Annotated in this window: 21 protein-coding genes and 1 riboswitch; of the genes, 1 reads left to right on the top strand and 20 read right to left on the bottom strand. The window is 49.3% G+C overall.

What is annotated here, in order from left to right; genetic code table 11:
* The first annotated feature begins 93 nt into the window (after positions 1 to 93).
* Positions 94 to 1,206: a glycosyltransferase family 61 protein gene (locus AGRI_RS16150; protein ID WP_008983351.1), complete on the top strand. Its 1,113-nt coding sequence runs from the start codon at positions 94 to 96 to the stop codon at positions 1,204 to 1,206.
* A gap of 17 nt (positions 1,207 to 1,223) precedes the next feature.
* Here AGRI_RS16150 and AGRI_RS02010 read toward each other — a convergent pair whose 3' ends face one another.
* The 20 genes from AGRI_RS02010 to AGRI_RS01915 all read right to left on the bottom strand — a co-directional run bounded on the left by AGRI_RS02010 (position 1,224) and on the right by AGRI_RS01915 (position 15,840).
* A complete protein-coding gene (locus AGRI_RS02010; protein WP_008983350.1) occupies positions 1,224 to 1,562 on the bottom strand; it encodes a tRNA-binding protein in 339 nt (112 codons plus the stop codon).
* A 53-nt stretch (positions 1,563 to 1,615) separates the two neighbouring features.
* Positions 1,616 to 1,948, bottom strand: coding sequence for a hypothetical protein (locus tag AGRI_RS02005; protein WP_162098365.1), 333 nt, complete (start codon positions 1,946 to 1,948; stop codon positions 1,616 to 1,618).
* A 20-nt stretch (positions 1,949 to 1,968) separates the two neighbouring features.
* The gene (locus tag AGRI_RS02000) at positions 1,969 to 2,391 is read right to left on the bottom strand and encodes a DUF5412 family protein (protein ID WP_008983348.1); all 423 of its coding nucleotides are present in this window, start codon (positions 2,389 to 2,391) and stop codon (positions 1,969 to 1,971) included.
* Positions 2,392 to 2,472: 81 nt separating this feature from the next.
* Positions 2,473 to 2,889: a thiol-disulfide oxidoreductase DCC family protein gene (locus AGRI_RS01995; RefSeq protein ID WP_008983347.1), complete on the bottom strand. Its 417-nt coding sequence runs from the start codon at positions 2,887 to 2,889 to the stop codon at positions 2,473 to 2,475.
* Positions 2,890 to 2,905: 16 nt separating this feature from the next.
* Complete coding sequence (locus tag AGRI_RS01990; protein WP_008983346.1) at positions 2,906 to 3,379, bottom strand: GNAT family N-acetyltransferase; 474 nt, start codon at positions 3,377 to 3,379, stop codon at positions 2,906 to 2,908.
* 4 nt (positions 3,380 to 3,383) lie between these two features.
* Entirely contained in the window at positions 3,384 to 4,514 is a 1,131-nt protein-coding gene (locus tag AGRI_RS01985; RefSeq protein WP_040291244.1) for a serine hydrolase domain-containing protein, read from the bottom strand.
* Between the two features lie 158 nt (positions 4,515 to 4,672).
* Entirely contained in the window at positions 4,673 to 5,086 is a 414-nt protein-coding gene (locus tag AGRI_RS01980) for a hypothetical protein (RefSeq protein WP_008983344.1), read from the bottom strand.
* An 83-nt stretch (positions 5,087 to 5,169) separates the two neighbouring features.
* Positions 5,170 to 5,595 (bottom strand): hypothetical protein, encoded by a 426-nt coding sequence (locus AGRI_RS01975; protein ID WP_008983343.1) that lies wholly within the window; start codon positions 5,593 to 5,595, stop codon positions 5,170 to 5,172.
* Between the two features lie 141 nt (positions 5,596 to 5,736).
* Complete coding sequence (locus tag AGRI_RS01970) at positions 5,737 to 6,060, bottom strand: hypothetical protein (RefSeq protein WP_008983342.1); 324 nt, start codon at positions 6,058 to 6,060, stop codon at positions 5,737 to 5,739.
* Between the two features lie 93 nt (positions 6,061 to 6,153).
* The gene (locus AGRI_RS01965) at positions 6,154 to 6,960 is read right to left on the bottom strand and encodes an alpha/beta fold hydrolase (protein ID WP_008983341.1); all 807 of its coding nucleotides are present in this window, start codon (positions 6,958 to 6,960) and stop codon (positions 6,154 to 6,156) included.
* Positions 6,961 to 7,069: 109 nt separating this feature from the next.
* Positions 7,070 to 7,222, bottom strand: coding sequence for a PLDc N-terminal domain-containing protein (locus AGRI_RS16750; protein ID WP_420169860.1), 153 nt, complete (start codon positions 7,220 to 7,222; stop codon positions 7,070 to 7,072).
* A 176-nt stretch (positions 7,223 to 7,398) separates the two neighbouring features.
* Complete coding sequence (locus AGRI_RS16475) at positions 7,399 to 7,785, bottom strand: hypothetical protein (RefSeq protein WP_141686171.1); 387 nt, start codon at positions 7,783 to 7,785, stop codon at positions 7,399 to 7,401.
* A 557-nt stretch (positions 7,786 to 8,342) separates the two neighbouring features.
* On the bottom strand, positions 8,343 to 9,548 hold the full coding sequence (gene thiH / locus AGRI_RS01950; protein WP_008983338.1) for a 2-iminoacetate synthase ThiH: 1,206 nt from the start codon (positions 9,546 to 9,548) through the stop codon (positions 8,343 to 8,345).
* A complete protein-coding gene (locus tag AGRI_RS01945; RefSeq protein ID WP_008983337.1) occupies positions 9,545 to 10,315 on the bottom strand; it encodes a thiazole synthase in 771 nt (256 codons plus the stop codon). The genes thiH and AGRI_RS01945 overlap by 4 nt, the downstream gene beginning before the upstream one ends.
* Before the next feature lie 2 nt (positions 10,316 to 10,317).
* A complete protein-coding gene (gene thiS / locus AGRI_RS01940) occupies positions 10,318 to 10,518 on the bottom strand; it encodes a sulfur carrier protein ThiS (RefSeq protein ID WP_008983336.1) in 201 nt (66 codons plus the stop codon).
* Between the two features lie 38 nt (positions 10,519 to 10,556).
* Positions 10,557 to 11,312, bottom strand: coding sequence for a HesA/MoeB/ThiF family protein (locus AGRI_RS01935; RefSeq protein ID WP_008983335.1), 756 nt, complete (start codon positions 11,310 to 11,312; stop codon positions 10,557 to 10,559).
* Positions 11,305 to 12,978, bottom strand: coding sequence for a thiamine phosphate synthase (thiE, locus tag AGRI_RS01930; protein WP_008983334.1), 1,674 nt, complete (start codon positions 12,976 to 12,978; stop codon positions 11,305 to 11,307). Before thiE ends, AGRI_RS01935 begins: the two co-directional genes overlap by 8 nt.
* Positions 12,962 to 14,833, bottom strand: a complete 1,872-nt coding sequence (thiC, locus tag AGRI_RS01925; protein WP_008983333.1) for a phosphomethylpyrimidine synthase ThiC — start codon at positions 14,831 to 14,833, stop codon at positions 12,962 to 12,964. The genes thiE and thiC overlap by 17 nt, the downstream gene beginning before the upstream one ends.
* A 172-nt stretch (positions 14,834 to 15,005) precedes the next feature.
* A riboswitch (TPP riboswitch) is annotated at positions 15,006 to 15,119 on the bottom strand.
* A 182-nt stretch (positions 15,120 to 15,301) separates the two neighbouring features.
* Positions 15,302 to 15,598: a type II toxin-antitoxin system VapC family toxin gene (locus AGRI_RS01920; RefSeq protein ID WP_008983332.1), complete on the bottom strand. Its 297-nt coding sequence runs from the start codon at positions 15,596 to 15,598 to the stop codon at positions 15,302 to 15,304.
* Positions 15,595 to 15,840, bottom strand: a complete 246-nt coding sequence (locus AGRI_RS01915; RefSeq protein WP_008983331.1) for an AbrB/MazE/SpoVT family DNA-binding domain-containing protein — start codon at positions 15,838 to 15,840, stop codon at positions 15,595 to 15,597. The genes AGRI_RS01920 and AGRI_RS01915 overlap by 4 nt, the downstream gene beginning before the upstream one ends.
* Positions 15,841 to 15,848 lie beyond the last annotated feature (8 nt).

Genomic DNA, 15,848 nt, shown 5'->3' with positions numbered 1-15,848 from the left:
ATAATGGCCGGCGACTGCAGTTAGCTTTTCTCATTTCGTATTTTGCAGTTCAAATAACACAAACTTTTCTCTATTCAGGCAAGGAGCCAGGAGTTGTTATTAACCATTCTGAATACATTATGCCGCCGGCAACAGCGCCGATCTCAGCGCATTAACCTGGTAAGTTTAAGCTGGATTCCGCAGCCACAGCTGGCCGCTACCGTCGATCGCATTCTGGATACTCCGACCTTAGATCACCGACAGCTGCAATGGGACAGACCCGAAGTCCCCACCGCCGCAGGCTTGTTACAGGCACGCGGTGCCCATATTGTTAGCATTAAACCGCGCGGTGAGCACTTTGCCAGCGCCGATCCGCATGCCCGCCAGATCTATGCCCTGTCGCGCTTTGGTTTAACCTTGCCACATGGCCGGCGCAAAGGTTTTTGGACGAAATTACTACGCGGCAGAATGCGCGGCGTTGCAGTAAAAGCGCACTATCTGGCCGGTAAAACCCTGCTGCTGGGCGCCTATTACGACGATTGTAATAATTACTACCATTTCTGGGCCGACGTGATGGCCGATCTCTGGTTTGCCCGCCAGGCCGGGCTGGATTTAACGCAAGTCAGCCAGTTTTTGTTGCCCTATAGCGGCTGTCGCTGGCAGCAAGACATCTTGCAGCGCTGTGGTATCGCGCTAACTAAGGTGGTGCCGTTATCGCAGAGCTCGCATTTACAGTGTGCTGAACTGGTGCTGCCCCTGCGTGCCAAAGGCAGTTATCGTACGCCAGTGTGGCTAAACCGGGCCTTACGTGAGCTTAGCGACTTTCAACCGGCAAAAACCGCACAGCGCCGGCTATATATTGCCAGGCTCGATGCCAACAAGCGCAAATTGCAGAACGAAGCACAGATTATCGCCCTGTTACAGCAGCATCAGTTCGAGATTATCAGCTGCTCGACGCTGTCCGTCATCGAACAGCAGCAACTGTTCAGTCAGGCGGCCGTCGTGATTGCGCCACATGGCGCAGCCCTGACGAATTTGCTCTGGTGTGCGCCGGGTACAAGGATTCTGGAATTTGTACCTGAGGGCCACCACAACCCGGGGTTTCGTGACTTAGCCACCTTAGGCAAACTGGATTATGCGGTGCTGCAAAGCGGTAAGGTCTCGCCGCAAAGCGAGGAACTGTGGTTGGATTTACAGCCGTTACAACGCTATCTGCAGCAGTTATAACGGATACTGAGCACACATCAGAGTAAACGGGTTCCCAGCGGCACCGCCTGATCCGGCACACAAAGCGCGACCTCACCGGCCGCGTTATGAAAACCGGTTACCAGACACTCTGACATCAGCGGGCCAATTTGCTTGGCAGGAAAATTGATTACCGCCACGACCAGCCGGCCGACAAGCTCGTCCGGTTGATACAGTGCGGTAATTTGCGCACTCGACTTACGCACCCCAATCGCCTCACCAAAATCGACTTCCAGAATATAAGCCGGCTTACGTGCCTGTGCAAAAACCTTGGCACTGATAATGCGGCCAACCCGTAGCTCTACCTGCAAAAAGTCATCAAAACTAATGGTTTTCATACTGCTCCTTTAATGCCGGCAGAAAACTTAACGGCGCATAACGCCCTGATTATCTACATACCGATGAGCACGGTATAGATTACAACGCCGATTAACGTAACAGTAGCGCCAAAAATAAGCCAGCCAAAGGCCAGTAAAACGCCACCAAACAGCGTATTTAAGCTGGCGGCTCTGATTTTGGCGACATGATTTAGCTGTAACACCGCCGATACTGAAAACAACGCACCAACCGCCATCAGCGGTGTCAGTATGCCGAAAATAAACAGGCCCACTACCGCGGCCTGAGCGGCTGCCTCATCAGGTGCCAGCTGGCTTAACATCCATATTGCCGGGATAGCCCCGGCCAGGAATAGCACATTTCCGCACACTAATCTGGATCTATACATTTGCTCTTACCTGACAAGTTCTAATCAGTAGCCATTTCAGCATAGCGAATGCGAATATTCTCGGTACTGTCAAAACGCGACTCAGCTTTAATTTCTGAACCATCCAGTGGAGTGTTAATTAAGAGTTCGGTGTTAGACAGCCAGCTTATCGCAGGGGCATGGCTTTGCGGATGGCCTTTCAGCACAAAAATATTACCGGACTCGTTCGCCAGGGTGTTAGCGGCGGGCAGAATGGAAATTTGGGTACTAAAATCGCTGGTGGCACCGCAATCACGCTGAAAAATCACCGCTTTATAGCGATTATCGGGTGAAGATAGTTCAGCATAGATCTCATTATCACAAAGGCCGCCGGCAGCCAGGTAAAACAGCAACACAAAAAACAGTATGGGCAAGCCAATAGTGATAAACAGAATAAATAGCATCCACTTGATAAGCTTTAGCATTGTCGTCCCTGATGGTTGATACCTGACTAACCCGCTTTTATCTTCAACGTTGATAATAAATTATTCAACCTGAACCGCCGCTTATAGTCCAATAAAGCGAGATTTTAATTCCGCACTTGGCAACATACAGACTTCACTTCTACCAAAGAGCCGGTAGCGATGGCGCGCCAGCCATTTATATGCTGCATCACGCCAGGCGCGGGGTATCCAGCGTAATACCCTGCAATAAGGCCAGAAGCCGCTAAGATCGCACGCAATCTCCAGCGCAGCATCAGAATAAAGGTAACAGCGCTGCTGTTTAATCAGTAGCACGGAGTCGGTGTCTGCGCTAAGCTCTGGAAATTCGGCCAATAGCTGCTGTGCCAGCTCACTTTGCAGCGGCGCGAAAACAAAGCGCGCCAGTGGATCGCGTTTAATAATAAACCGCACCGCGCCCTGGCAGAGATAGCAAACGCCATCGAAGATGACGATATGTTGCTGGTCGGCGTTTGGAGACATTATCGTTTGACCTTTGTTATAGCCGTTTCTCCATTCTCAGCAATGGCCAGACTTCGTTATTGGGTAAACGACATCGCTCTTCCGCCATACTTTGAAATCCCAAGGCGCGGTATAAATTCAGCGCAACAACATTATGTTCAAACACGGCCAGGGTTAATGTTTGAGCGTCAAATTTGTCTTTCGCAAGTTCAACTAACAACTGTAGCATCTGTTTAGCATAGCCCCTGCCCTTATAGCGATCAGCAATAAAGACCCGGCAAACCCGGTATTGGCTTTCACTTTCCCGACAAAGCTCTGCATAACCCGCAGCCTCACCTTTTATCGTTAACAGATAAGGGTAAATCCCATCCTTGCCGCAGTGCTGAGCGATCTGCTGACAAGTTATCGGATAACGATAAAGCGGTCCGCCCCAGAGATAATTGAGCTCCTCTGAGCGGATCCAATTAATCAGGGTTGGGTAATCAACTTCAGTAAAATCTGTTAATTGCACTGGCCTATCCTGAAGTTATTACTTCTAACACCGACTGCTTAATTTCCGTTAGCAGCGGATAGGGATAATTGTCGATATCATTCGATGCGGTAAAAATAAATAAGCCAACATCGGGGTAGTAATCGAAGGTTGCATAGGAGTAACCGTTTGAGCCGGTGTGATTAATCCTATTAAAGCCATGCTGCTTGTCGATAGCCCAACCATAGCCATAGTAGGAACCTTTTTCAGTATTCTCGGCAATATGCGGTGTAAACATCAGCTGCCAGGAGGCGGCGGTTAAAATCTGGCCCGTCTGTATTATCTGATACCAGCGCTGCATATCTTGCGCGGTCGAGACAAAACCACCGCTACCTTCGAACCAGCGTTTGCCGGGTTGTTGGCGCAGATGCTGCAACGAGTCACCCACACTGCGGCTCTTGGCTTGTAACCCAAACGCCCGTTGTAACCAGTTGGGATCAGCACCGTAATTTATCGCCAACCTGTGTTGCGGTATATCCGCCAGGCGATAGCCGGTTGCTGTTAAACCCGCCGGTAACAGGATGTGCTGTTGAATATAGGCTTCCCAATTCTGGCCTGATGCCATTTCAATTAGCTGCGCCAGCAAGTAATAACCCAGGTTCGAATAGTGATAGCGCTCGCCAGGGGCGGCAACTAATGGCAGCTGCAGTACCTGCCGCGTGTAACTCTCGCTATCGATAACGTCGTAAAAACTGATGCTGGGCGGGTTAGTCGGCAAGCCTGACGAGTTACTTAACAAATGATGGATGGTGATCTGTTGTTTGTCGGCAGGAACATCCGCCAGGTAGTTATCGATAGTTGCCGTAAGTGATAACTTGCCCTGCTCTACCAGCTGCATGACTGCTGTCGCGGTAAATTGCTTGGTGAGTGAGCCGATATCAAATACCGTAGTATTATCAAAGGCGCGCTGCTTTTCCCGGTCGGCCAGGCCAAAGCTTTGCTGAAAGATTAGGGTATCGGATTTAGCAATTAATACGGTGCCGGAAAACGCCGATTGTTCAAGTTTTTGCTGCCACGGCGGCAGCGGTTCGCTGGCGGATACCGCTAAGGTGGCAACTAGCGTAAGTGCGCCGGCGATAATAGAGCGGAGTTTTGGCTTGGTTCTTGTTGGTTGCAAAATTGTTTGTCCTTGTGGTGTATGATCTACGGCCAGCTGGCTACCACGACAGGCCATAAAGCGCCCACACCAACAGTACCAGCACGATAACTGAGGTAAAAATTGTCGGATACCAAAGCCCTTGCTCTGCCATGCTGGCCATTTGCTCACCAGCCTTGTTAGGTATTTGCCTGCTTAGTGCTGCGAACTAAGAAATAAAAGCACACCGCCAACAATAGATATCGCGACAGCGTTGTAATTAAGCTATTGAGCGTTTGAGGTTGTGATTGCACAACGAAATACAGCTGCAACAGTACTAAAGGCGCGAGCAACAATGCGTAAAACGTAAAATCTGGCTTTCTGATTACCAACTTACAGGCGAAAGCTACCACTAAAAATGCCGCCGCCAGCGGCACTGCGATAGTGAATAAGTCGACCAGCGTGAATGCAAGTAAGCCTGATACTTGAGCTACAGACTTTAGCAGGTTAGCGGGTATCGCTACTGCAGCACCAATGCCAATAATTGCGATTGATGCATAAGCTAGTGCAACACCTAAAATGACGGCGATTATTCGATTTGCTATTTGATCCATCCACTTACTCCTTGTTTTGCCTACCTTACCTTATGTTAGGCGTCTACTTTATTGGGGGAGGTCCACTGGCGTGGAGTAACTTGTTAGCTGCCTTGTCCAAGGGGCGAACCCGATAGTGATAACGGCACGAGATCCAACTTTACAACCGCTTCTTTTAATTGGGTTATGTCAGTTCTTTCGCCTTGATATAAACTCAAAGCCTTATTGAAATAAGTATCAGCGTCCCGCTTATTCCCTGCTCTCTCATGTAATACACCTATTCTTATATAGGTAAATGCCAGGTTGTTTGGCCCAGTTTCTGCCATTAATGTAGCCGACTTATCTGACTCAAGTAATCTGGCTAAGGATTCAAGCGCATAAAGACCGCTATCAATTGATCCATTTAGATATTCAGAATGAGCAATCTTTAGCTCATTTATCAAAAAATCAACAGAGATTTGATTGGCATATGAAAAACAACTACCAATCAGACTTATTGGCAACAGAGCTATTTTTATAAAATGTTTCATCTTACTCCCCTTATGGTCTAATTATGCCGCGGTGCTTCCGGTCAGTGTCTAACACCCAAATTCAGCACGGAAAGCCGCGCAGCGGGTTGACGTCGCAGCCAGCGCTTTTGCTGGCGACAATATTTTGCTGTTATGCATGATTCACTCAAGAGCTTGAAAAGAAAGATTTTTAACTGAACCATCATCTGTTTTAAGCTCATGCCACATCACTAGAAATTTGAGCGTCTCACCTTTTTTCTTTTGTACTGGCAAGTTATTTTTTGGAACGATAATTTTATTGTCATTCCATGTCAGTATGTAATTTACACTTCTGAAACCGTTATCAGTGACATCAATTACATTCTCAATAACAGCGGTAAAACTTTGATGCTTGTTATAAAGAATATTTTCATCACTTGCATAACTAAATTCTGAAAAAGACAGTAAAGAAAATACCAGTATGTTCAAAATTAGAATATTTCTCATTGATTAGTTCCCTCTTAATAATGCAAAGTTTTGGGGCGGCTGCAGCGCAGCGTAAGCCGTCCCAACCGCGTTAGTGGCGACACTAGCGCCTTGTTAGTGTTTTATAAGCCGCTCAATAATTAGGGTAAGTTCACTAATTACTAATTCAGGCTCGTCAAACTGCACAAAATGACCACTCATCTCTGTTAACACTGCCCGCCCTTGTGGAAAAGCTTCAGCCCATTGTTTCCATGTCTCACCCCACTTGAGTACACCTTGATCGCTGGCAAGCAAGTGCGGAGGATTGGGATTTTTTTGGATCGAGGCAATAACAGTAACTGGCATGTCTTTGATCTGTGGGTAGTTCGGTAAAGGTCTCTTACTCCAAAAATCCAAGTAGTTGTTTGACATACCATTTTCCATATCGGCAAGCTTTACCGCCGCAATTTCTTTGTTAGCCTGCTCTAAATTAATAGCCCGCATAATATCCACATCATGCTCTGAAGACGGGTCAAGCATCAGTAGTGCCTGTATTTGAGCAGGGTAAGCCACTGCAAAATCCCGAGCTACATTACCGCCATAAGAATGAGCAATTAAAATGACAGGCTGCGTAATCCCTAAATTTAGTAAAAGGTTGCTGGCATAATGAGCATACTCGTCAGAAGTAAAATGACGCTTTATTTTAGTTGAATTGCCATTGCCTACCCTTGAGTAGCGAATAACTGTCGCTTTTTCAGCAATTTTATAGAAGACAGGATCCCAGTCAGATAAACCAGCACCAGCACCACCTTCCAACAGGACTGTATACTCACCACTGCCAGCGATTTCATATTCCAGCTTAAAGTCCCCAACCTTTGAAAACTTCGGTTCTGCGACCACAGAAAAGGACAACACAAAGATCGATAACAAAATGAATTTCAAAAAATCTCCTTAAAACACTAACGCCGCCAGCGGGGGCCGAAAAGCCGCTCGCCGGATTTGAGATCCAGCGACCAACGGGAGCGTTGCTGACTGGACTTGTTAAATTCCATTAGCTCTGTTGTACCGTCTTTGCAGGCTGAGTCACTATCAAGTAAATGATGTATCCAAGCAACGGAAAAAATACAACAGCTAAAGACCAACCAAATTTTGCACCACCGTGTGAACGGCTCGAGAGCATTACATGTATCAATGGCAATACCATTAAGACTAATAAATGCCAAATACTTATTCCACCCATCATAAATTTAATCCTAAATTATTTTGACAATTAAAACTGTTACAAGACTACTTTCAATTAACGCCCAAATTTAGCGCGGAAAGCCGCGCAGCGGGTTGACGTCGCAGCCAGCGCTTTTTGCTGGCGATAAAATTTGTTTTTTATAAATTTTCTTGAATGTAAATCAATGCTTCCGCTTCCGAAAGTACTTCAGGTTTACAAATTATATAGCCTGTAACTTGAGAAATAATATACTTGGCAGCACCAGCTGTTTGGATATGTTCATATTCACTTTCGCTGATTTCAATAGCTTTATAAGCTTTGGAATTGCATAACTCAGCAGCTCTACGATTAAATGTTTTGTACGCTGCCGAATGATTAGACCACGGGGCGAAGTTTGTCTTTGAAACAATATAATAAAGCCCTTCATGGATTTCCTTATCGGAGAAACCTCCTCCTAGTGAATTACTACCATCTTTATTTATATTGTGGTACGAGGAGCATCCTGATATTAATGTGATCAAGACTGAAATGGCTATACGTTTCATAACTGTTCCTTGTAAATTTATAACAGCTTTGTAGTTTGGAACGCACCTGCTTTCGCGCAGTGTAAGCGCCCTTCTATTTTCAATTATGACACTACGCTAACGAATAACTTGCCTGAGGTATCCCCAGAAATTTTGTAGTTAGAATAAAAATCTAGGCGATTAGGGAACATTCATGGCGGTTCCCGATCTGATCATTCGCCAACAATCCCACATCGCGGATGCTCACCATAAATGTTAAAACCATGCTCGCTGATTTCCTCCGATTTGTCACCCCCAAAAACCATGCATAAAGCCAGATTTTCTGTCTTGTTAGACGCGGTTACTGCTCTTGCTCCGATATTGCCCAACATGCCCGCAATCTGGAGCACGATAACCGTTTCAGCATCACACTGTATCATCAGGCAAGTGCCGGTGATCAGAATACGGAAGCCCGCTTAACCTTAAATGGCCATGCGCAAAAACTCACCTACGAGCAAGAATGGCAACAGGCCGCTCCGGCCTGGCAAGCGCGGGTGCAGCTTACCCAACAGGCTCGCCTGGCTGCTGTCTAAGGCTCATCAACTGCGACAGAGTCCGGTTTCCCAATCTTTCCAGACCGGCTGCAGGCCTCGGCTTGCCATGCTGGCCGCAACTTGCTGGGCACTACGCTGATCATCGGTGCTAAATTGCTCCAGACTGGCGGTTGCATCGGCATAAGCGCCCGGGGAAGTGCGGGAGCCGGCACTGATACTGGTGATAGCCAGCGGCACCACATGATCGCGAAAATGCGCCGATTCCCGGGTGGATAAACTGAGCTCCAGCTCAGGATCAAATAAGCGCCAGGCGCAGATCAGTTGTACCAATTGTTTATCGCTGATCAGGGTATCGGATTGATGTTGCTGTAGCACCTGATCGGCCAAGCCACCCGCGCAGGGTCGCAGTCGTGGAAACGACATACTGTAGCGGCTGCGCCAATAATGTTGCTGCAAGTAACGCAGGTGCAAGGCCAGATATAACGAGTCTAGCCGCCAATCGCCTAACCCCAGCAAAGCGCCAAGGCCTATTTTATCTACCCCGGCCTGCCCCAGTCGCTCTGGTGTTGCAAGGCGCCAGTCAAAATCCATTTTTTTCCCTTTAAGATGGTGTTTAGCATAGCCGTGGCGATCATAGGTTTCCTGATACACCAAAACACCATCGAGCCCATACTGCCTAAGCTCAGCATAATCACGGCTGGCCAGCGGCTGCACCTCTAGCAGTACATAGCTAAAGTAGCGCTTTACCACCGGCAGCACCTGCTTAAAATACGAGAGCCCGACTTTTTTTTCATGCTCGCCGGCGACCAGTAATACCGTTGCAAAGCCTTGTGCTTTTATGGCCTGACATTCTTGCTCGACCTCAGCCAGCGTCAGGGTGCGCCTTTTTAGCGCATTGCTCATCGAGAAACCGCAATAACTGCAATCATTCGCGCATAAGTTGGATAAATACAGCGGAATATAAAACTGCAGCGCATGGCCAAAACGCTGGCGGGTAAGCAGCTGCGCCTGGCTGGCCATTTGCGCTAAAAAAGGCGCGGCCGCCGGTGAAATTAACGCTGCGAAATCATCCAGATCACGGCGCTTTTTTGCTAAAGCGCGCTGCACCGCAGCCGTATCGGCCTGCATAATTTTTTGCTGCCACTGCTGGCTATCTTGCCTGGCCAGCAGCAAACTAAAACCGCTGGGCTCAAGCTGCAGCGCTTGCGCATCATTCGCCATGCGCCCACTGGCTAAGGCATTGCTTATCATAGGCTCTCCAAAAAAGCCGTTAACGGGCTGCTGGCCACTGCATGCTGCTGACGGGCAGCTAAACCAGCTTGCTGGGCTAACTCCCCGGCCTGGCACGCCAGTTTAAAGGCTTGCGCCATCGCAATAGGATCAGCGGCACTGGCAATGGCGGTATTAACTAATACCGCAGTAGCGCCTAACTCCAGCGCCTCGCTGGCATGACTTGGCGCACCAATACCAGCATCAACTATCACCGGCACCCGGCTTTGCTCCACAATAATGCGTAAAAAATCGCGGGTTTGCAGGCCCTGATTCGAGCCAATGGGCGCGCCCAGCGGCATCACCGCTGCGCAGCCGACTTCTTCTAAACGTTTACACAGCACCGGATCGGCGCCGCAATACGGCAACACCACAAAGCCTTTGGCCACCAACAATTCAGCGGCTTTAAGCGTTTCAATGGGATCGGGCAATAAATAGCGCGGATCAGGGTGAATTTCTAATTTTAGCCAGTGCGTTTGCAGTGCTTCACGCGCCAGCTCAGCCACAAACACTGCTTCTTCGGCGGTGCGAGCACCAGAGGTATTTGGCAGTAGCTTAACGCCCAGTGCGCTAAGCACCGGTAAAATTTCATCCTGACGTGTCATCAAATCGACCCGCCTAAGCGCCATGGTGACCAGCTCGGTGCCACTGGCTGCTAAACTTTGCTGCATTAAACCAGCACTTTGAAATTTACCGGTGCCGGTTAGTAAACGTGATTGAAAAGTGTGTCCTGCTATTTGATAGGCCATATTTACCCTCCAGCTATGGCAGTAAACAGCATAATCGTATCGCCATCGCTCAGCGGCTGAGTATCCCAGCAACTACGCGGGATCACTTGCTGGTTAATGGCAAGCGCGATACCGGGGCGTAGTTGTTGTTGACCGGCCAAAAACTCTGCCACCGTGCAAGGTTGCGTTAATGCAATAGGTTGTTGATTAAAATAAATCAGCATCGTGTTTGCTCTCTTTAATCGAATTAGGGCGAAAAAGGTTAGCTGTCGCTGGCAGCACAGATCGGACATGCCGGATCCTGTTGCAGCTTTAACTGACTACTCTGGCCGTGCAGACCATCAAAACAGTGCAAGCGGCCAAAGGACACATCGCCTATTTGCAAGAGGTGTTTAAGCGCCAGTAGCGCTTGCTGGCAGGCCACCATGCCAACTAATGGCCCCAAGATGCCGCTTTGTAAACAGCTGGGGCTATCCTGCCAATCGGGGTATAAGCACTGATAGCAGCCCTGCCCCAGCCAAGGCTTAAGCGCTAATAGCTGCCCTTGCCAGCCACTGGCCGCGCCGCTAATCAGCGGTACCTGCCGTAAATAACAGGCCTGATTAATCGCTAAGCGACTGCTGGCGTTATCAGTAGAATCCAGCACCAGATTAACCCCAGGTAACAGCACCAGCAGATCAGGCAAGGTTAAACGCGCTGCCAGAGGTGTAATGACCAGCTCCGGGTTTTGCGCCTGTAACCGCGCTTTGGCCGCATCGACCTTTAACTGGCCAACCTCGGCACTGCTATAGAGTAATTGCCGGGGTAAATTGCTTAAGCTAACGCGATCATCATCGGCCAGCAGTAAATGCCCCACGCCAGCTCCGGCTAAATAGGACGCGACCACGCAGCCTAAACCGCCTAAACCAATAATCAACACCTTGCTATGCAACAATCGCAATTGCTGGCTCTCATCCATTTCAGGCAGCAGCAGTTGGGCGCTATAGCGCAACTGCTGGGCTGGCGTTAGTTCAGACATAGGCGTCTACCTCATCTTTTACATCGGCCGGCGCTTTGCTTACCGTCAAGGCTGACGCAGGCATCACTTGCTGAGCTTGCATACCACTTTTAGCTTGCGCCAGACACGCCATCAGCAGCAGGGTTGCCTGTTCAGGATCGGCTGCTTCGGTAATGGCTGTTACCACCGCAATACTCTTTACCCCGGTAGCCGCCACCGCCGCTAAACGCTCAGCATTAATGCCGCCAATCGCTACCGTTGGATAAGGTGCTACCAAGGGTACATACTGCGCCAGTCTGGCCACACCTTGTGGCTGCGAGGGCATTTGCTTGGTTTTAGTTGGAAAAATATGCCCAAGCGCAATATAAGACGGCTGCAGCGCTTTGGCGCGAAGCAACTCAGCAAAGCCATGGCTCGAAACCCCCAAGCGAATACCGGCTTGCTGTAAAGCAGCAAGATCGGCTGTCGCTAAATCTTCTTGCCCCAAATGCACGCCATAGGCACCAAGCTGTAAGGCCAATTGCCAATGATCGTTAATAAACACTTGTGCTTGATACTGCTTACCTAGCGCAATGGCTGCTGCAATTTCAGCGCTAAGCAATTGCTGATGAGCCGTTTTAATCCGCAGCTGGATGGTGTTAATCCCAAGCGGTAATAACCGCTTTAACCAGGCTACCGAATCAACCACCGGGTACAGCCCCATTTCCGCTTGCGCTAAAGGCGAAAAAGCGGCAGATGATGGCTGTAAATCTGCCAAAGTCGCGCCCTGATAGAGCGCCTGCACCTGTGCCGTATTAAGCCAAAGCGGAAAATGTTCGGCGGCAACAGGCAATGGCAAGTGACTTAAAGTGCCTGCTCCCTGCCCCGTGGCATAGGCCGCACTTAAACCGCGGTTAAGATAGGCTTTGGCTAGAACAACGGCATCATCTAACGGATAACCTAGCGCCAGACCACTGGCAATAGCACTCGCTAAACTACATCCTGTACCGTGATTGTGTTCGGTATCAATTCTGGGGCTGGCTAACCAGTATTGCTGCCTAGTCGATGCCAGATAATCCAGCGCCAGCTGTTTACAACCACTGGCATGACCGCCTTTTACCAATACCGCTCGCACCCCTTTTTTCAGCAAGCACTCTGTCGCTGTGATGATCTGTTCAGGGGTTGTTACCGCTAAGCCGGTTAAAGCGGCTAATTCCGGCAGGTTGGGCGTCAGCAAACTGGCAAAGCGATACAGCTCCGGCAGCTCAGGCAAGGCATCCAAGCCTGAATCTAGCGTTAGCGTATCACCGCAGCTGGCAATTAACACCGGATCGATTATTACCGGTATCGTTGTCGGCAAGGTGGCGAGTAAGGTTGTGAGCTGCTGCTGTTGCGCGCGGCTAGCCACTAAGCCAATTTTTATGGCGACTGGCGGTAAATCGGCCAGTAACGTTTGCCACTGCGCGGCCAGCATCTGTTCAGATACCAGCTCCACCCGCGCCACTGCTACCGAGCTTTGTGCCGTGATTGCAGTGATAAGGCTACAGCCATGCACGCCAAAGGCGCGCATAGTCAGTAAATCTGCCTGAATACCGGCACCGCCACCCGAGTCAGAGCCAGCAATAGACCACACAATCGCTTTGGTAGCCTCAGTTTTATTGCCCCTCACCTCAGCTGCCTGCGGCATCAACTCAGAGTGTGGCTGCATAATCACGTACATCCTGAGTAATTTTCATTGAGCAGAACTTCGGGCCACACATTGAGCAAAAATGTGCGCTCTTATTCGACGCTTGCGGTAAGGTTTCATCGTGATACTGACGGGCAGTTGCCGGATCCAGCGCCAGATTAAACTGATCTTCCCAGCGAAACTCAAAGCGCGCCTTCGACATCGCATTATCACGAATTTGTGCACCCGGATGTCCTTTGGCCAGATCCGCAGCATGGGCGGCTATTTTGTAGGCAATCAGCCCCTGTTTCACGTCTTCTTTATTTGGCAGGCCTAAATGCTCTTTCGGTGTGACATAACACAGCATGGCGCAACCAAACCAACCGATAAAAGCCGCACCGATACCAGATGTAAAATGATCATAACCCGGTGCAATATCGGTCGTCAGTGGTCCCAGGGTGTAGAATGGCGCCTCGTGGCACTGTTTCAGCTGCTCATCCATATTTTGCTTAATTAGATGCATCGGCACATGGCCCGGGCCTTCGATCATCACCTGTACATCGTACTCCCAGGCGATTTTGGTCAGCTCTCCCAGGGTTGCCAGCTCAGCAAATTGAGCCTGGTCATTGGCATCATAAATCGAACCCGGGCGCAGACCATCGCCTAACGACAGCGACACATCATAAGCCGCACAAATTTCGCAAATTTCCCGAAAATGCTCATATAAGAAATTTTCGCGCTGATGCGTTAAGCACCACTTAGCCATGATTGAGCCACCACGCGATACAATGCCGGTGAGACGCTTAGCGGTCATGGGCACATAAGCCAATAACACCCCGGCATGGATAGTAAAGTAATCAACGCCCTGTTCGGCTTGCTCTAACAAGGTATCGCGAAAAATAGGCCAGGTCAGATCTTCGGCCACGCCTTTGACTTTTTCCAGCGCCTGATAAATTGGCACTGTGCCAATAGGTACCGGGCTATTGCGGATGATCCAGCTGCGGGTTTGATGAATATCGCGCCCGGTAGACAGATCCATCACCGTATCGGCGCCCCAGCGCGTGGCCCACACCAGCTTTTCCACCTCTTCCTCGATACTGGAGGTCACTGCCGAGTTACCGATATTGGCGTTCACTTTTACCAGAAAGTTGCAGCCGATAATCATTGGTTCGGCTTCAGGGTGGTTAATATTGGCCGGAATAATGGCCCTGCCAGCGGCCACTTCGGCGCGGACAAACTCCGCTGTGATTTGCGCAGGCAAGGCCGCGGCATAGGGCTGCCCCGGATGTTGACGCGTTAACAAGGCACTTTTAACCTGATCGCGGCCCATATTCTCGCGAATGGCGATATATTCCATCTCCGGGGTGATAATACCGGCGCGGGCATAATGCAATTGCGTAACCCTTTTACCCGGCTTGGCTTTCAAAGGTTGCCGGTTTAACCGATGCGGCACTGGTGCTTCCAGCTGTTGCTGCTGGCTAAAACGTGAGCTTAATCTGGACAACTGCTCGGTATCCTGCCGCTCTAAAATCCACGGCAGCCGCAGCGGTGCTAAGCCATCTTCAACATTGATACTGGCGCCCGGATCGCCATAAGGGCCTGAGGTATCATATACCGGCACCGCTTCATTCGGCTCAGTAATGGGCGCTTCGGGCGTGCCACCAACCACCGTATCAGCCAGCATAACCTGGCGCATTGCCACCTGAATATCTGGCCGGCTGCCCGGTAAATAAAGACGCTTCGAATTGGGATAGGCCTCGCCTTGCAGCTGGGCAATAAAATCGCGTGCTGCCTGGCGCTGTGCCCGACGTGACGATATGCTGGACTCAACAAGCTTAGATGTCGCCTGAGTTGGGGCTGTTTGTGATTCTGGGGTAAATAATTCTGTGGTTGACATAGCAATCTCACCAAAAAGTTAAGGGAAAATGCTTGTCAGGAGTGTTGGATAGGATTAAATGTCAGCAACAGCAAAATCAAACTGCTATTCAGCAGCTCTTGCCTTACTTATCAGATAACACAACTCAGAATAGAGATTTGTAAGCCTCGGTATTCGTAGCTGGTCAGCTGGTACATAATCACTACTTGTTCCCTTCGCAGGTATTAGCCTGATCAGGTTCAACGGATCCCGCAATGCGGTCTCAGCTTCAGGGCAATATCGCCCTAATGCACTCCGACAAGTTTGTATCTTGGTCTTGCCTTTTTACTTAACCATAAATTTACCGAAAAGAAAAGCCCGACTTGCGCCAGGCCGGCAGCCGAAGGCGCGAACTGCATGAGATTATTATGTGCTTTTCTTTGAAATATATCTGACATTCTCTAATCCATCGAAATCATTATCCTGAGTCCAGAGAACAGCGGTGTACTTTTAAGCTGTGGCAAAGATGATGCTATCAGCTAGAGGTAGTTTATGAATCAGCCCAAATTTGGCAGCATCCATTGCAAGCTCTGAATCCAGAGGGATGACCTTGCCTTGTTTCATATGAGCTGTGACAATCAGAGCAGCTTCTTCACCACGTTGGCGCAGCACATTCTTGAAGACTTCTGTGATCGTGATACTTGGTATCAGCAATTCAGACAATTGTTCGATTGGCTTGGAAAAAACGGCTGCATTAGCGTCACCAGCGAAGTATGACAACCACGCTGACGAGTCGACGACATTCATATCCGGTCTTCTTCCCTGACAACAGTGGTATCTATGCCCTTAAGAAAGCCTTTCATTTCTTTCATCGGTTTCAGAGGGATTACCTCTATTCTACCTTGATAGGACATGATCTGAACTTTTTGCCCAGGCACTATCCCCATGGATTCTCGAATTTCTTTAGGAATTACAATCTGATATTTCGGAGAAACTGTTACTGCAGTCATAGCGACACCCAACGATAGCGATTTGGTATTACGATACATCTATCGAT

The sequence above is a fragment of the Alishewanella agri BL06 genome, assembly GCF_000272005.1.
Lineage (GTDB): Bacteria > Pseudomonadota > Gammaproteobacteria > Enterobacterales > Alteromonadaceae > Alishewanella > Alishewanella agri.
The sequence above is the reverse complement of the archived record's forward strand: the minus strand, read 5'-3'. Positions and strand labels throughout refer to the sequence as shown.

Coding starts and splice junctions, on each gene's coding strand:
- AGRI_RS02010 (WP_008983350.1), bottom strand. CDS start 1,562: ATGAAAACCATTAGTTTTGATGACTTTTTGCAGGTAGAGCTACGGGTT.
- AGRI_RS02005 (WP_162098365.1), bottom strand. CDS start 1,948: ATGTATAGATCCAGATTAGTGTGCGGAAATGTGCTATTCCTGGCCGGG.
- AGRI_RS02000 (WP_008983348.1), bottom strand. CDS start 2,391: ATGCTAAAGCTTATCAAGTGGATGCTATTTATTCTGTTTATCACTATT.
- AGRI_RS01995 (WP_008983347.1), bottom strand. CDS start 2,889: ATGTCTCCAAACGCCGACCAGCAACATATCGTCATCTTCGATGGCGTT.
- AGRI_RS01980 (WP_008983344.1), bottom strand. CDS start 5,086: ATGGATCAAATAGCAAATCGAATAATCGCCGTCATTTTAGGTGTTGCA.
- AGRI_RS01975 (WP_008983343.1), bottom strand. CDS start 5,595: ATGAAACATTTTATAAAAATAGCTCTGTTGCCAATAAGTCTGATTGGT.
- AGRI_RS01970 (WP_008983342.1), bottom strand. CDS start 6,060: ATGAGAAATATTCTAATTTTGAACATACTGGTATTTTCTTTACTGTCT.
- AGRI_RS16750 (WP_420169860.1), bottom strand. CDS start 7,222: ATGGTATTGCCATTGATACATGTAATGCTCTCGAGCCGTTCACACGGT.
- AGRI_RS16475 (WP_141686171.1), bottom strand. CDS start 7,785: ATGAAACGTATAGCCATTTCAGTCTTGATCACATTAATATCAGGATGC.
- thiH (WP_008983338.1), bottom strand. CDS start 9,548: ATGATAAGCAATGCCTTAGCCAGTGGGCGCATGGCGAATGATGCGCAA.
- AGRI_RS01945 (WP_008983337.1), bottom strand. CDS start 10,315: ATGGCCTATCAAATAGCAGGACACACTTTTCAATCACGTTTACTAACC.
- thiS (WP_008983336.1), bottom strand. CDS start 10,518: ATGCTGATTTATTTTAATCAACAACCTATTGCATTAACGCAACCTTGC.
- AGRI_RS01935 (WP_008983335.1), bottom strand. CDS start 11,312: ATGTCTGAACTAACGCCAGCCCAGCAGTTGCGCTATAGCGCCCAACTG.
- thiE (WP_008983334.1), bottom strand. CDS start 12,978: ATGCAGCCACACTCTGAGTTGATGCCGCAGGCAGCTGAGGTGAGGGGC.
- thiC (WP_008983333.1), bottom strand. CDS start 14,833: ATGTCAACCACAGAATTATTTACCCCAGAATCACAAACAGCCCCAACT.
- AGRI_RS01920 (WP_008983332.1), bottom strand. CDS start 15,598: ATGAATGTCGTCGACTCGTCAGCGTGGTTGTCATACTTCGCTGGTGAC.
- AGRI_RS01915 (WP_008983331.1), bottom strand. CDS start 15,840: ATGTATCGTAATACCAAATCGCTATCGTTGGGTGTCGCTATGACTGCA.